This is a genomic window from Marinobacter koreensis, assembly GCF_023156285.1.
GTDB lineage: Bacteria > Pseudomonadota > Gammaproteobacteria > Pseudomonadales > Oleiphilaceae > Marinobacter > Marinobacter koreensis.
Window position 1 is genome coordinate 188,627 of record NZ_JAKZAJ010000002.1, and the last position, 15,381, is coordinate 204,007.

Consider the following 15,381-nt stretch of genomic DNA (forward strand, 5'->3'; position numbering starts at 1 on the left):
CCGGAGCCGCCAGAAGGCGACTCCGGTTGGACGGGTTTGTCAGGATTTTTTACGACGGAATGCCAGACCGGTCAAACCCAGACCAAGCAACGCCAGGGTACCGGGCTCCGGCACGGAGACCGGAGGCTGTTCGGTAATCTCCTGTACTTTGATATCCACAAAGGCCTTGGTGAAGGAATCGGCGTACTGATTCGTGTCTCCTGCCCGGAGAATCTCAAGGTCCCAGCCTGCACCTCCCGACTGCATCGCAAGATCGACATAATCGGAAGTGGTATTGCCGTCACCGGAGGCACCCACGGTTCCCGCGCCCTCGCATACGGTGTAGCCACCGGATCCATCCGCTCTAAAACCATTACCGTTGCTGGCTACCCCAATGGCACCGGATTGCCCATCGCATTTAAAGCGGTTATTAACAACCACATTGAGCAACGCATTCAGCCGTTGTAGGCCCGAGAGCAGCCCCGATTTAGTCAGTGAATTGTTCTCATTATCACGATCTTCATCGGTGACGAGAATAAAATTAACCGCAGCACCCTCCCGACGGTCTGAGTTAACCATACCCATGGCCCAATCCAACGCATTCCAGCCATCTTCCGTTCCACCATTTGTCACCAAGTGTTTCGTCGCATCGCCAAATTGAACGGCACTCCCCCAATTCTGAACCTCATCTGCATCGGTATCCATATCATGGGCATGAGGATCAAAATGGGAACCCGATGTCGCCCCTCCAAAACCAATAAGGGAATAGCGGTTAGCCTCGGACACTCCCACTCCTTGAGAGATCAAACCGGACTCCAAGCCACTGATCATATCTCCCAACCAGTCGTGCTCACCCGCCATTGAGCCGGATTCGTCCACCAGAAAAACCACATCCGCGGTGGTCGGCACTGCCAATGCCGGTGAACTCATCAAAGCGGCGGCAGCCAGACCGGTCGCACTGGTCATCCATCGCTTGTTCATAACTGAACTCCTTCTCTAAGGTTCAATTTGTTGCAAGAGACAACTAAGCGTAAATCCTGCCAACCTGATTTTTTTTACTGCAAATCAGGAAACTGAAAAGAACCCCGAGTAGATATTTGCAAAATTCTGTAAAACACCTCGACACCCTGTAACCGCCCACAAACAGGTGGAATCCGAAAGTTGGCACCAACAGACAAGTCCGTATGTGAACGACATCCGGGTAAGCCCGCGCGGCTTCTCTACACTGATCCGGCTTTCCGCAGTATCGAAGCAGAATCCCTTACCGGCCTTGCACAAGGCCAAGCCTCTATCCAAAAACAACCAAAGGCTGAATGATCATGAAACACTTTCTAGCCAGGGCATTTGCGCCCTGTTTACTATTACTGCTGGTCATCGTTCCGACCGATCAGGCCCACGCGGGTGAGTCGGCACTGTTCCCGACGGCCTCGCTGGTTGCCGGTGTGCTAAACCAGCCGCTGTTTCCAGTCTCCGATGCCTACACCACCAACGACGACGTGGTGATCTACGGTGATGATGGCGTTAACCTGGAAGCCAATGTCTTCATCCCGACCTCCGGCCAATCCAGCTATCCGGCCATCATCTTCGTGAACAGCTGGGGACTGAACGAGTACGAATACCTGACCGCGGCCGGCCGGCTGGCCGAACAGGGCTATATTGTCCTGAGCTACAGCAGCCGCGGCTGGGGCAAATCCGGCGGCCTGATCAATACCGCCGGTCCCAAGGACATGGCAGATTTCAGCGCCGTTGTGGACTGGCTGATCACGAATACGCCGGCCGACCCTGCGGCTATTGGCGCTGCGGGAATCTCCTATGGTGCCGGGCTCAGTCTGCTTGGCGCCGCCCACGATCCCCGGGTCCGCGCTGTCGCGGCCATGAGTGGCTGGGGCAACCTGGCCGAGGCGCTGTATGGCCAACAGACTCCGCGGTTGGTCTGGGGCGAACTGCTGACCCTGACCGGCGAACTGATCGGGCATCCGGATCCGATCATCAATGAACTCTGGCAGAACATCCTCCACCAGCAGGACGTCGATACGACCATCGCCTGGGCCAACCAGCGTTCGCCGCTGTCCGTCGTCGATCAGCTGAACGCCAATGGGACCGCGGTGTACATGGCCAACAACTGGGGCGACAACCTGTTCCAGCCCAACAGCCCCCTGCGCCTGTTCCATCAGCTGAGCGGACCGAAACACATTGATCTGCAGCCCGGCACCCATGCCACGGTAGAGATCGTCGGTATGATCGGTGACGGCAATACCCACGTGTGGAATAACGTCCAGCGCTGGTTTGACCGTTATCTGAAAGGCCAGCCACTGGCCATGGAAGGGCAATCGCCGGTGCAGATGAAAATCAAGCTGAGCAACCGCTACGAGGGCTTCTCGAATTTCCCGGTGCCGGCAGCGCAGACCCGGCGTTGGTACCTTCATCCCCGCACCTGGTTCAGCCAGGGCGAGCTCAGTGATACGCCCTACCAGAGCTGGTTCGGGAAAACCGAATGGATCAGTTCCTGGGCCGGAACGCTGGCAGATACCGGCATCCCGCTGGCCTCCCAGCTCTTCGAACAGATCAATGTCCCGGTGGTGGCGCCGATACTGACACTGGGACGTGACCGAAGCATCTGGTTCCAGACCCCCAGGCTCGGTTCCCCGCTGAAGATCCGCGGGATACCGGAAACCACGATCCAGGTGACCCCGAAATCGGACCATCTGCAGCTGGTCGCGTACCTCTATGACATGGACTGGACAGGCACCGGCAAACTCATCACCCACGCTCCCATTACCGTGCCTGAGACCACACCGGGCAAGACCCTGGCACTGGACATCGATCTGGTCGCCACCGCCTACGATGTTCCCGCAGGCGACCGTCTGGTACTGGTCATCGACTCCCGGGATCTGCTCTACAAGTACCCCGACCAGGGCACCACATCGGTCGGTTTCGAGTTCAGCAACAACCGGGCTTCGACGCTTGAAGTCCCTGCCCTGTAGGTGACAGAAGTCCCGGCAGGACCTGCCGGGACTTCTGAAAAAGTCGGTTCGACGGTATGGTAGAGCTCTCTCAAGGTCAGGAAGACACCCATCATGACAGTCAGGCTCTACCAGTTCGCCATTTCCCATTACTGCGAGAAAATCCGGTGGGCGCTCGATTACAAGGGCGTCCGCTACGAGACGATCAACCTGTTGCCGGGCCAACACATTCGCCCGATCCGCTCACTGACCGGAAAGGCAACGTCGGTTCCGGTCCTCGATCACGACAGCGAGATTGTGCAGGGCTCAGCCGCCATCATCGATCACCTTGATAAAAGCTTTCCAGAGCATTCCCTGACGCCCGATGACCCGGAACAACGTCAACAGGCCCTGGACTGGGAACATCGCCTCGACGAAGAGGCCGGCCCTGCCGTGCGCTGCTGGTCTTACCACTACCTTTTGCAGCGACCCAAGCGGGTCATTCCGATGCTGGCCGCGGGCACGCCTTTCTATAATCGCTGGCTGTTGAGCCTGGCGTTCAGCCGTGTCGATGAAACCATGCGCCAGTGGATGAAAATCAATCAGAAAACCGCGGATGCCTCCGAGCGAATCATGGAATCCCTTCTAACGGAACTGGCGGAACACTACCGGCAACGTCCCTTCCTCGTGGGCGACCGGTTATCTCGGGCGGATCTTGCGGCAGGCGCCCTGTTCGCCCCCTTGTTCCAGCCCCGCCAATACCCCGTGCCATGGCCCGCACAGCAGAAACTTCTGCCCCCCATGCGGGACTGGCTCACGCGCATGGAGCCGAGCATCGCACCGCTACGGGAGCATTACCTGAAACACCGGGGGAGCTGACTCAGACCGTGTCGCAATGGGCCATTGGCATTGGCGTAATGTGACACCGCGCCGACCGGGGATTGTGGCACCATAACCTGACAACAAGACCCTTTGCGGATACGGCTATGACCCTGATCGACATGATGCAAAACGTGCTGGAGAGCAGTGGGCTGCTGCCCCTGTGGCACTTGATCGCACCCTGGCTGGCGCTGGACGAGCGCCAGCTTATCTTCGTGTTTGCAACCCCGGTCTTTATTGCCGTCGCCTTCTGGGAATATCTCCGGATACGACACGATCCCCGGTTGATGGATACCCGGGAGGCCATCCGGAATTTTGCCCTCGGCGCTGGCTACCAGGTCACCGAACTGCTGTTCGCCGGCATTATCGCGTTTCCTCTTTATGCGTTTTGTTACCACCACAGACTGTTTGACCTGGAGCTCAACGCCTTCACCGCTTTCGGAACCTTCCTGGGGGTGGATTTCTGTTTCTACTGGATGCACCGGGCCAGCCATCGGATGCGCTGGTTCTGGGCCGCTCATGTGGTACACCACTCGTCCGAACGGATGAACTTCTCCACCGCCATGCGCCAGAATGCCACCAATATTTTCAACGGTATGTGGATCTTCTACCTGCCACTGGCGCTGATCGGCTTCAATCCGGTCTGGATCGGTGTGGCCTACGCCTTTTCACTGGTGTATCAGTTTTTCATCCACACCACCCTGGTCGGACGACTGCCGGGCTGGCTCGAGCAGGTCTTCAATACCCCCAGCCACCACCGCGTCCACCACGGGCGCAACCCGGGATACATCGACCGGAATTACGGCGGCACACTGATACTCTGGGACCGACTGTTCGGCACCTTCGTCGACGAAGATGCCCAGGATCCACCCCGATACGGGATTACCCGTCCGGTGCGCTCCAATAATCTTATTGTCCTCTGGACTCACGAATACGTGGACCTGTTCCGCGACATGGCCCGGCCTGGCGGATTATGGTCACGACTCAAACACCTCTGGAAGCCGCCGGAATGGGAAAGGCCGGCATCAATGGATGAAAACAGCCCCCATGAACGAACACACTCTGAGTATTGAGGCCGCTGACGGCAGATCCATCAAGGGCACCCTCGTCGCCCCGGCAAACCCCGACGCAATCCTTGTCATTGCCCACGGCATGGCCGAACACGCCGGCCGGTACCTGGAGCTGGCACGCTGGATGGCCCAGCATGGCATAGCCGTGGTGGCCTGCAATCATCGGGGACACGGTCCCGAATGCCCGGCGGACCAAAGGGGGCACTACAGTGACGAGCAGGGTTGGTACAAAGTTACCGATGACCTGCACCGGGTCATTCTCCACAGCCGGCAGGCCTTTCCGGGCCTGCCGGTAAATCTTCTGGGCCATAGCATGGGCTCGTTCATCGCGCAGAGCGTGGCCCAGCAACATGGCTCCGACATCGACGCCCTGATTCTCAGCGCCACCAATCGAATCAACCGGGGTGAACTGCTGCCTTCACGGTTCCTGGTAGGCCTCATCCGGGCATTCCGGGGACGACGCCATCGCAGTCGCCTGATCGCAGGACTGACCTTCGGCAAATTCAACCGCCAGTTTCAGCCCAACCGTACCGATTACGACTGGCTCAGCCGCGATCCGGAGCAGGTGGACCAATACATTGCCGATCCCTACTGCGGGTTCGAATGTTCTGTCGGTCTGTGGCATGATTTCATAAGTGGTATGCTTTCCATCGATCCGAAAACCTGGCGACGGGATCTGCCGGTTCACCTGTTTGCCGGAACCCGGGACCCGGTCGGCGAAATGGGCGCGGGCATACGCACCCATTTCCAGGCCATTCGCGAGGCGGGTATTCAGACAGTGACTCTCAGACTCTTCGAGGAAGGCCGACACGAAATGCTGAACGAAGTGAACGCTGCCGAGGTGACCAACTACCTGTACTCCCTTTGTCGGCGCCAGGCTTCCAACACCAGTGCAACCGATGACAACCCGATTCCAACGACAGCCTGATGGTACGCATTGACGCGCCAGCGGTTTCCGCTCCGCTGTTCCGGGCCGTTGTCCTCCTGATCCTGCTTGTGACAGGGTCTCCGGGGTTTGCCGGCGAGGTCCGTATTGCCGTCGCTGCAAACTTTACCGACACGACGCACGCCCTGATCACCGCATTCGAGACCCGAACCGGCCACCGGGCATCCGCCAGCTTCGGGTCAACCGGGAAGCTCTACGCCCAGATCCGCAACGGGGCGCCTTTCGACGTCTTCCTCGCGGCCGACGCCAGACGCCCGCGACTTCTCGAGAAGGAAGGCCGGGCGGTAGCCGGCACCCGATTCACCTACGCCATCGGGAAACTGGCACTCTGGACCCCAGAGCCACATGCGTTCGAGAAACCGGAAGCTTTCCTGTCATCGACGGCGCTCGCCCGGGTCGCCATCGCGAATCCAAAAACGGCGCCTTACGGGCTTGCCGCCAGGCAGGCGCTGAAATCCATGAATCTCTGGGATTCGCTGCAACACCGAATCGTCCGGGGCGACTCGATCGCCCAGGCCTTCCAGTTTATTGCCTCCGGGAACGCCGGCGCCGGATTTGTCGCTCTGTCCCAAATCAAGTCCTGGGATGGCCAGGCGGGGACTCAATGGCTGGTCCCGCAATCCTATTACGCCCCTCTCGAGCAACAGGCGGTCCTGCTGGACCGGGGCAAGACGAACCCGGCAGCACAGGCCTGGCTCGACTTCCTGAAAAGCCCGGAAGCCACCGGTATCATTCAAGGATACGGGTATGAGGGCCTGAAGTGACTGGTAAGGGCCAATGATCGAGACCTACTGGGAACCCGCCTGGCTGACGCTCAAGCTGGCCGGACTGACAACGCTTCTGCTACTGATTGTCGGCACACCGATCGCCTGGTGGCTGGCCAGGACCAACCACTGGCTGCGCCAGCCGATTGCCGCCGTGGTCGCCTTGCCGCTGGTACTGCCACCAACCGTCCTGGGCTTCTATCTGCTCCTGGTCATGGGGCCGGAGGGCGTCGTTGGCCAACTGACGGAGAAACTGGGCATCGGCCTTCTGCCCTTCACGTTCGAAGGCCTGGTGGTTGCATCCATGCTGTACTCCCTGCCTTTTACCGTCCAGCCGCTCCAGAATGCCTTTGAATCAGTTCATGCGGGCTTTCTCGAAGCCGCTGCCACCTTGCGGGCATCGCCGCTGGACCGTTTCTTCACGGTCGTCGTCCCCATGGCCCGCAACGGTTTCCTGACCGCCGGGGTGCTGACCTTCGCCCATACCATTGGCGAATTCGGTGTCGTACTGATGATTGGGGGCAACATTCCCGGCGAGACCAAGGTTCTATCGGTCGCGATCTATGACCACGTAGAAGCCCTCGAGTATACCCAGGCCCACTGGATGGCCGCTTCGATGGTCGCCTTCTCCTTCGTCGTACTGGTAAGCCTGTACGCCCTCAAAGGGCGTCCGCGCGTGGAAATGGTCCGATGACCGGCCGTATTGATCTCGACTTCCGGTGCGAGTTTCCCGGCTTCCGCCTCGACGCACACCTGTCCGTGCCGGGCTCCGGGCTGACCGCCCTGTTTGGCCACTCCGGCTGCGGTAAAACCACATTGCTGCGCTGTATCGCCGGGCTCCAGCCCTGCACCGGGTCCCTGTCGGTCAATGGCGAGGTCTGGCAGGATTCAAAGGTCAATCTGCCGGTCCACCAGCGCCCACTGGCCTATGTGTTTCAGGACACCACCCTGTTCCCCCATCTGTCGGTCAAGCGAAACCTGGAGTTTGGTTATCGACGGATTCCCGAATCCGACCGGGCTCTGTCGTTCGACGATGTTGTCGCCTGGCTGGGGCTGGCCCGACTTCTCACGCGCATGCCGGCCGGATTGTCCGGCGGAGAACGTCAACGAGTCGCCATTGCCCGTGCCCTTCTGACCAGCCCGCAACTGCTGCTCATGGACGAACCCCTGTCGGCACTGGACCAGCGGAGCAAACAGGAAATCCTCCCCTATCTGGAGAACTTGCGTGACCGGCTGGCCATGCCAATCCTCTACGTTTCCCACTCGGTGTCCGAAGTGGCGCGTCTGGCGGATCACATTGTAATCATGGACCAGGGTCAGGTTGTCGACGAAGGGCCGCTGCAGGCCACGCTGGCTCGGCCAGACCAGCGCTTCGGACTGGAAGAGGACGCGGGCGTGATTCTGACTGCCCGCATTTCCGAGCGCGATGACACCTGGCACCTGGCCCGAGCCGAATTCGACGGTGGCGAACTCTGGCTCCGAACCGATGACCGCATGGCCGTTGGCAGTCGGCCCCGTCTCCAGGTCCTGGCCCGGGATGTCAGTATCGCTCTCACCCGCCAACCGGACCAGAGCATCCAGAATCTGCTGCCGGCGACCGTCGATGATATTGTCACCGACATCGCTCCGGGCACCTCGATGGTTCGTCTGATGGCGGGATCCACGCCTTTCCTGGCCAGGCTCACCAGCCGCTCGGTTCATACCCTCGGTCTCACGCCCGGCCAACCGGTCTGGATGCAGATCAAATCGGTCGCCATCGTCGACTGATACGCCCGTAAAGCGCGGTTTATGGCCCCTTTGGCCCTCTTCGAATCCGGAAGGGCGGAGTACCCTGCTCCTGACATTCCAACCCATTGCGTGATCCAAACCATGAACGGCACAGAACATCGCATCGCCAGTGACAACATCCAACTGCACGCCGTTACCGATGGCGATCCCGGGAACCCCGCCCTGGTCATGGTGCATGGGTATCCCGATAACCTCCGGGTATGGGACAGAATCGTCCCCGACCTGGCCCGTGAATTCTTTATCGTCCGTTATGACGTCCGCGGTGCTGGCTTGTCGGATAAACCCCGACGCACCCGGGACTATCGACTCCCCCTGCTCAGCCGGGACCTGGAGGCCGTCGTCGACACGCTGATTCCGGGCCGCAGCTTCCACCTGGTGGCCCATGACTGGGGGTCCATTCAGAGCTGGGAATCGGTCACCAACGGCCCGCTCACATCACGAATCCTGTCGTTCACATCCATCTCGGGCCCCAGCCTGGACCATGTCGGGTTCTGGCTGCGTGACCAGATTCGGGATATCAGGGGTGGGGGCACATTGCGGGTACTCAGGCAACTGGCCAGCTCGTGGTATGTCTTCCTGTTTCAGATACCTGTGGTTCCGGAGGCGATGTGGCAATCAGGACTGGATCGCCTGTGGCCGGGCATCCTGAAAAAGCACGAAGGCGTGACTGATGCCCGGTTCAGCCCTTTGCAAAAGGCCGATGGCCGATTTGGCGTCAAACTGTATCGCGCCAACTTTCTGGGGCATCTGATCAATCCGGCCAAACGCTACGCCCACTGTCCGGTCCAGGTTCTGCTACCCAGCAACGACAACTATGTGGGGCCCCAGCTATTTGACCAGCTGGTTCAATGGACAGGAAAGCTGACCCGGGTCGAACTGGATGCGCCGCATTGGGCCCCATTGACCGCACCGGACCAGGTTGTCAAAGCGATCCGGAATTTTGTGACCCAGCCCCCAAATCCGGCAAGCGGGACCTGAAATAACCCGGTGACGCCCTGCGCCGGGCAGTGGCGTCAATGTCTCTGCCGGCAATGCCTGTAACCCTCGCGGTCCTGATTCATCAGCGAGGGAATGCCCATGCAAACCAACCACTCATCGTTTAGTCAGCGCCTTCTGGCGCTGCTGGCCCTGGTTTTCCTGATCGTCGCGGTATCCGGCTGCTCGGCGATCGGCGCATCCATGAAGGCCACCCCGACCCTGAGCAACTGGGCCGGGTTCACCAGCATGCCGCTGGACGATTTGAAGGCACGCTACACCAATGAATACTCACGGTTTGTCCGGGTCAACGGCTACACCATTCACTATCAGGACCGGGGTTCCGGAGATCCGATCATACTGATGCATGGCATCTTCTCGGCACTTCAGACCTGGGACGCCTGGGCCGGAGAACTCGCCAAAACCCACCGGGTGATCGCCCTGGACATGCCGGGCTATGGACTCACCGGAGGCCCCCAAAACCCGGACGACTTCAACGAGGAAAGCGCACTGGACGCGTTTGAAGCGTTCGTCAACAAACTGGACCTGGACAGCGTCTCACTGGCCGGCAATTCACTGGGTGGCTACATCGCCGCACGATATGCGGCCCGCAACCCCGGCCGGGTCAGTCGACTGATCCTGCTCGATCCCTTTGGCTACCCTCAGGATACGCCCTGGATTCTCAGCCTCGCGACCTTTCCGCCCGTCGCCTTTATCGGAAACTACATCCAGCCGGCCTGGGCGGTGACGCTCAATCTGAACTGGGTTTATGGCGATGCCGACCGTATTCAGCAAAAGGATTACGTGCGCTACGTACAGATGAACCAGCGCCCCGGCGCCAAGCCGCTGTACATACGGACACTGAAGATGATTGAAGCCCGCGCCGAAAACTTTGATCCACCGCCCTTCAAGCGGATCACGGCCGAGACACTGTTGATGTGGGGTGGAGAGGACGACTGGGTACCGGTATCACTGGCCGGAAAATGGATGGCGGATATTCCACAGGCGCAACTGATTATCTACCCTTCGGCCGGGCATATTCCCATGGAAGAACTGCCGGAGGCGACCGTCCGTGATGCGGAGCGCTTCTTTGACCGGGGCCTGGAGGCGGTCGGGAGCCGGACCACCAGTCTGGAGCAGGCACTGAAGGGAACCTGAGGGCGGGTCGGCACCCGCCCCTTCACTCAGCGGGTGCCGTAGACCACCATGGTCTTGCCCTTGACCCGGACCAGCCCCTGATCTTCGAGGGTCTTGAGTACCCGACCGACCATCTCGCGGGAACAGCCGACGATGCGGCCAATTTCCTGCCGGGTGATCTTGATCTGCATGCCGTCGGGATGCGTCATGGCATCGGGCTCCTTGCAAAGATCCAGCAAGGTGCGGGCGACTCGCCCAGTCACATCCAGGAACGCCAGATCACCAACCTTGCGCGTGGTCTGACGCAGGCGAGAGGCCATCTGCTCGCCGATGAAATACAGCACACGGGGGTCCTGCTGGGCAATTTCCCGGAATTTGGTGTAGCTGATTTCGGCTACCTCGCACTCGGTCTTGGCCTTGACCCATGCACTTCGGGAGTCCATGTTGTCGAACAGCCCCATTTCACCGAAGAAGTCTCCGGCGTTCAGGTAGGCCATGATCATTTCACGACCATCATCGTCTTCGATAATGACCGTCACAGAGCCCTTGACGATGTAGAACAGGGAGTCGCTCTTGTCTCCGGCGTAGATGATGGTGCTCTTGGCGGGGTAACGCCGGCGATGACACTGTGACAGGAAGTAGTCCAGGTGCTTGGTTTTCTGCTCAACCGGCTTGACGATAGTGGCCATAGTGCGAGTCATGCCTCCTCAAAAACTGGCGGGTTCCGATGTTTGTTATTTAACCCGGCTTTCCCTGCGGGTTCTTTCATTTTTCTTGAAAAACACGCCAACTTATAACAAGAAGCCTTGTTCCGGGCAACCGGAAAGCATCTCCTGCGGCAACTTTGCGGGCGCCGGTGACGGCTGTTCCCCGGAGCCGACTGTGCTAGCATCCGCCTTCAACCAGACCTGACTAACGGAGACTGCCAAACCATGAAAGCAACCGTCGACTGGACCGGCAATGCCAGTTTCAAGGCCACCAGTGGCAGTGGCCACAGCGTTCAGCTGGATGGACCACCGGACCACGGAGGCGAGAACCTTGGCCCCCGGCCCATGGAGATGCTTCTGATGGGCGTCGGTGGTTGTTCCGCGTTTGACGTCATGAGCATTCTGAAGAAAAGTCGCCAGGACGTCACCGCCTGCCATACCGAACTCGAGGCAGAACGGGCAGACGCTGTCCCCGCCGTTTTCACAAAGATTCACCTGCACTTTGTGGTCAGCGGCCATGGCCTGAAGGAAAACCTGGTCAAGAGGGCGGTGAGCCTGTCAGCGGAGAAATACTGTTCGGCTTCCATAATGCTGGGCAAAGCGGGCGTTGAAATCACTCACAGCTATGAAATCCGTGACCCTGCGTGACGTACCTGAAGGTGCGTCATTCCGGCGGCAATTACGGATGCTAAAATGTCATTGCAAATACTATTCAACACCACTTGCGGTGTGCATAATACGCGCCTTCTCCGCCGGTCTGCGCAAAAGGTGAACAATGGATTCACCGGGTCAGTAGTCGGTGGCGGCCTCGGCAGGGAACCGGAAACGATACCGGTCCTGCAGTCATTCATCTCCAATGTCCGGAGGGGCTGAGCATGGAAACCAAACTCCAGCTGCACGGTTTCAACAACCTGACCAAATCCCTGAGTTTCAATATTTACGATATCTGTTACGCGCAGACCGAAGAACAACGCGAAGCCTACATCGACTATATCGATGAGATGTACAACGCCGAGCGTCTGACCCAGATCCTGACCGACGTGGTCAAGATCATCGGTGCCAATGTGCTCAACATCGCGCGTCAGGACTACGAACCCCACGGGGCGTCCGTAACCATGCTGATTGCTGAACACGAAGTCAGCAATGGCGAAACGGACAACGAGGAGTCACCGGGACCTCTTCCGGACACGATCCTGGCCCACCTCGACAAGAGCCACGTGACGGTTCACACCTACCCCGAGAGCCATCCTCACGACGGAGTCAGCACCTTCCGGGCCGATATCGATGTATCGACCTGTGGCCTGATTTCTCCCCTGAAGGTCCTCAACTACCTGATCCACAGCTTTGATTCCGATGTGGTAACGGTGGATTACCGGGTTCGCGGTTTCACCCGCGATGTGGATGGGACCAAGCATTACATCGACCACGACATCAACTCGATCCAGAATTACCTGACCGAGGATACCCAGAACGCGTATCAGATGATCGACGTCAACGTGTATCAGGAAAACCTGTTCCACACCAAGATGATGCTCAAGGATTTCAAACTGGACAATTACGTGTTCGGCGTGAATGCCAGCGACCTCGGTCCCGGCGAGGCTCAATCCATTGAAGAGCGCCTGCGGCGTGAAATGCTCGAGATTTTCTACTCCCGCAACGTCGAATAACGCTGTCCGATCAGCTTCAGGCGCGCCAACGGCGCGCCGGTTTCTACATCAAATTTTCTGAACATACCCGCCAGTATTCTCCGATTTCTTCCCGACCCGAAACGCAGTTCAATAGTCTCAACACATCGGATTTACCGAATTCAGGAGACATTGAACATGAAAACCGTCCTTGTTATCACCGCCAGCATCTTTGGCGAAAATGGCCAGTCTTCACAACTCGTCAACCGGACCCTGCAGCAGTTGCGCGAAACCCAAGGGGATTTCCGGACGATCCACCGGGATCTCGCAGCGAATCCCGTTCCCCACCTGGATGCCTCGCGTTTTGGCGCTTTTCTGGCCAGCCAGGAAAACCGGGATGGGGATCAGCAACGGATCGTGGATTATTCAGATTCCCTGATCAATGAAATTGTCGAGGCCGACGTCATCGTGATGGGAGTCCCCATGTACAACTTTGGCATCCCCTCCGCGCTCAAGGCCTACTTCGACCACATTGCCCGGGCGGGGATCACTTTCCGGTACACCGAGAACGGACCAGTGGGCCTGCTCGAGGACCGGCCTGTCTATGTGCTGGCGGCCAGGGGCGGAATCTACGCAGGTACCCCAAACGACTCCCAAACACCGTACATCCGGTCTTTCCTCGGCTTCATCGGGCTCAAGGACGTACATTTTATCTATGCTGAGGGCTTGAACCTGGGCGACGACCAGAAAGAAAGGGCGCTCGACCGCGCCGACCGGGACATTGAAACCCTGACCGCATGACATCGCGAATCACCTCAACACAGGAGGTTCACCACCATGACTGAACGTATGCTCAAACAGATCATCCCTGGCGCGGAAACATCCGACGGGGCCGGCGTTCGCATCAAGCGGTCTCTGGGACAACAACAGACGGTTCGGCTTGATCCGTTTCTGATGCTGGACGAGTTCGGATCGTCCGATGCCCGGGACTACATCGCCGGGTTCCCGTCACACCCGCACCGCGGTTTTGAGACGGTCACCTATATGATTGAGGGGCACATGCTCCACGAGGATCACCTCGGCAACCGCGGCAACCTGCGTAATGGCGGCGTCCAGTGGATGACGGCGGGAAGGGGCATCATCCATTCGGAGATGCCTCAGCAGGAAGCAGGCACCATGCGCGGTTTCCAGCTCTGGCTGAACCTTCCCGCCGCGGAGAAGATGACCGAGGCCGGCTACCGGGATATCCAGCCGGAAGACATTCCGGAGATGACTCTCCCGGGCGGGCGGATCAAGCTGATCGCCGGCGACCTGGTGATTGCAGGGGAGCGGGTTGTTGGGGCCGTCAGTAACCGCAGCACTCAGCCAGTCTATGCAGACCTGCATCTCGACCCGGGGGGCCGGGCAACCCTGCCCGTTCCGGCGAGCCATAATGCCCTGCTGTACCTGTACGAAGGCAGTGCAGGCGTTGCCGGGAAGGCGCTTCCCCTCAGCGCCGCCAGCGTGCTGGACGACGGCGATGAAGTGACCGTTACCGCCGGCGATACGGGAGCCAGGCTGTTGCTCATTGCGGGCAAACCCATCGGCGAGCCGGTGGTTCAGTATGGCCCCTTCGTGATGAATACCCGAGAGGAAATCGAGCAGGCCCTTCGGGATTACCGGGACGGAACGCTGACAGCCTGACCAGCCCCTCAACCGTAGGGTCTTTGCTCTATCAACTGGCGCAGCCTGGGTCTGATGATCAGATCCATGGCCAGCGCCATCTTGTTACCTGGAACCACGAGGGTGTCGTACCGGGACAGGCTGCTTCCCGGAATCATCTGGAGCAGCCTGGTAAAGGCAACATCGCTCGAATCCCGGAACCGGATGACCACCATACTTTCATCTTCCGTGGGAACGTCCCGCACCACAAACGGGTTGGAGGTATCCACCAACGGTACCCGCTGGAAATTGATGTCGGTATTGGAGAACTGCGGCACGATGTCGTGGACGTAGTCGTCCATGCGGTTGATGATGGTCTGGACCACGGCTTCTTCGCTGTAGCCGCGCTGGTTGGTATCCCGGTGGATCTTCTGGATCCACTCCAGATTGACGATAGGTACCACGCCGATCAGAAGATCCACGTACTGGGCGATATCATAGGCCTCGCTGACGACACCCCCATGTAACCCCTCATAAAACAGCAGATCGGAGTCGGGAGCCAACGGCCCCCAGGTCGTAAAGGTCCCCGGCTTATGCCCTGCCTCGATGAGGTCCCGGTCTTCATCGTGAACATACTGCCGGTACCGGCCGTTACCGGACTGACCGTAATCGAAGAACAGGGCCTCCAGCTTGTCAATGTGATTGGCGGCCAGGGCAAAGTGGTTGCGCTCACCGAACTGCCCCTTGGCGGCCAATCGGGCCATCTGTTCCCGGTTATAGCGGTGAAAACTGTCCCCACTGACCATGGCCGCCTGCAGCTTCTCGCTGGCAAACATGCGACGGAAAATACGCCCTGTAGTGGTCGTGCCGGCGCCGCTGGAGCCGGTAACCGCAATAATCGGATGGCGCTTTGACATGCAGGAGACCG

At 59.1% G+C, this 15,381-nt stretch carries 16 protein-coding genes; 13 read left to right on the forward strand and 3 right to left on the reverse strand.

Going from position 1 to position 15,381, the window contains the following annotated elements:
- Nucleotides 1-39 precede the first annotated feature (39 nt).
- Complete coding sequence (locus MLD04_RS05980) at nt 40-960, reverse strand: PEP-CTERM sorting domain-containing protein (protein WP_248155754.1); 921 nt, start codon at nt 958-960, stop codon at nt 40-42.
- 338 nt (nt 961-1,298) lie between these two features.
- On the opposite strand from MLD04_RS05980, the gene MLD04_RS05985 reads away from it, so the two are divergent.
- The 9 genes from MLD04_RS05985 to MLD04_RS06025 all read left to right on the forward strand — a co-directional run bounded on the left by MLD04_RS05985 (nt 1,299) and on the right by MLD04_RS06025 (nt 10,501).
- Nucleotides 1,299-2,963, forward strand: a complete 1,665-nt coding sequence (locus tag MLD04_RS05985; protein WP_248155756.1) for a CocE/NonD family hydrolase — start codon at nt 1,299-1,301, stop codon at nt 2,961-2,963.
- Between the two features lie 93 nt (nt 2,964-3,056).
- Nucleotides 3,057-3,800 (forward strand): glutathione S-transferase family protein, encoded by a 744-nt coding sequence (locus tag MLD04_RS05990; RefSeq protein ID WP_248155758.1) that lies wholly within the window; start codon nt 3,057-3,059, stop codon nt 3,798-3,800.
- A 107-nt stretch (nt 3,801-3,907) separates the two neighbouring features.
- Nucleotides 3,908-4,873, forward strand: coding sequence for a sterol desaturase family protein (locus tag MLD04_RS05995; protein ID WP_248155760.1), 966 nt, complete (start codon nt 3,908-3,910; stop codon nt 4,871-4,873).
- Entirely contained in the window at nt 4,848-5,798 is a 951-nt protein-coding gene (locus MLD04_RS06000; RefSeq protein ID WP_248155762.1) for an alpha/beta hydrolase, read from the forward strand. The genes MLD04_RS05995 and MLD04_RS06000 overlap by 26 nt, the downstream gene beginning before the upstream one ends.
- Nucleotides 5,798-6,580: a molybdate ABC transporter substrate-binding protein gene (gene modA / locus MLD04_RS06005; protein ID WP_248155764.1), complete on the forward strand. Its 783-nt coding sequence runs from the start codon at nt 5,798-5,800 to the stop codon at nt 6,578-6,580. The genes MLD04_RS06000 and modA overlap by 1 nt, the downstream gene beginning before the upstream one ends.
- A gap of 13 nt (nt 6,581-6,593) precedes the next feature.
- Entirely contained in the window at nt 6,594-7,274 is a 681-nt protein-coding gene (gene modB / locus MLD04_RS06010) for a molybdate ABC transporter permease subunit (RefSeq protein WP_248155766.1), read from the forward strand.
- A complete protein-coding gene (gene modC, locus MLD04_RS06015; RefSeq protein ID WP_248155768.1) occupies nt 7,271-8,347 on the forward strand; it encodes a molybdenum ABC transporter ATP-binding protein in 1,077 nt (358 codons plus the stop codon). Before modB ends, modC begins: the two co-directional genes overlap by 4 nt.
- 102 nt (nt 8,348-8,449) lie before the next feature.
- Entirely contained in the window at nt 8,450-9,346 is an 897-nt protein-coding gene (locus MLD04_RS06020; RefSeq protein WP_248155770.1) for an alpha/beta fold hydrolase, read from the forward strand.
- 99 nt (nt 9,347-9,445) lie between these two features.
- A complete protein-coding gene (locus tag MLD04_RS06025) occupies nt 9,446-10,501 on the forward strand; it encodes an alpha/beta fold hydrolase (RefSeq protein WP_248155772.1) in 1,056 nt (351 codons plus the stop codon).
- A 26-nt stretch (nt 10,502-10,527) separates the two neighbouring features.
- On the opposite strand, the gene crp is transcribed toward MLD04_RS06025, so the two are convergent.
- Nucleotides 10,528-11,169, reverse strand: coding sequence for a cAMP-activated global transcriptional regulator CRP (gene crp, locus MLD04_RS06030; RefSeq protein WP_007153756.1), 642 nt, complete (start codon nt 11,167-11,169; stop codon nt 10,528-10,530).
- 243 nt (nt 11,170-11,412) lie between these two features.
- Here crp and MLD04_RS06035 point away from each other — a divergent pair, with 243 nt between their 5' ends.
- The 4 genes from MLD04_RS06035 (at nt 11,413) to MLD04_RS06050 (ending at nt 14,495) form a co-directional block, all read left to right on the forward strand.
- The gene (locus MLD04_RS06035) at nt 11,413-11,835 is read left to right on the forward strand and encodes an OsmC family protein (protein WP_248155774.1); all 423 of its coding nucleotides are present in this window, start codon (nt 11,413-11,415) and stop codon (nt 11,833-11,835) included.
- Between the two features lie 227 nt (nt 11,836-12,062).
- Nucleotides 12,063-12,854, forward strand: a complete 792-nt coding sequence (speD, locus tag MLD04_RS06040; protein WP_248155776.1) for an adenosylmethionine decarboxylase — start codon at nt 12,063-12,065, stop codon at nt 12,852-12,854.
- A 156-nt stretch (nt 12,855-13,010) separates the two neighbouring features.
- Complete coding sequence (locus MLD04_RS06045) at nt 13,011-13,613, forward strand: FMN-dependent NADH-azoreductase (RefSeq protein ID WP_248155778.1); 603 nt, start codon at nt 13,011-13,013, stop codon at nt 13,611-13,613.
- Nucleotides 13,614-13,649: 36 nt separating this feature from the next.
- Nucleotides 13,650-14,495, forward strand: coding sequence for a pirin family protein (locus MLD04_RS06050; protein WP_248155780.1), 846 nt, complete (start codon nt 13,650-13,652; stop codon nt 14,493-14,495).
- Nucleotides 14,496-14,503: 8 nt separating this feature from the next.
- On the opposite strand, the gene MLD04_RS06055 is transcribed toward MLD04_RS06050, so the two are convergent.
- A complete protein-coding gene (locus MLD04_RS06055) occupies nt 14,504-15,370 on the reverse strand; it encodes a phosphoribulokinase (RefSeq protein ID WP_248155781.1) in 867 nt (288 codons plus the stop codon).
- Nucleotides 15,371-15,381: the final 11 nt, after the last annotated feature.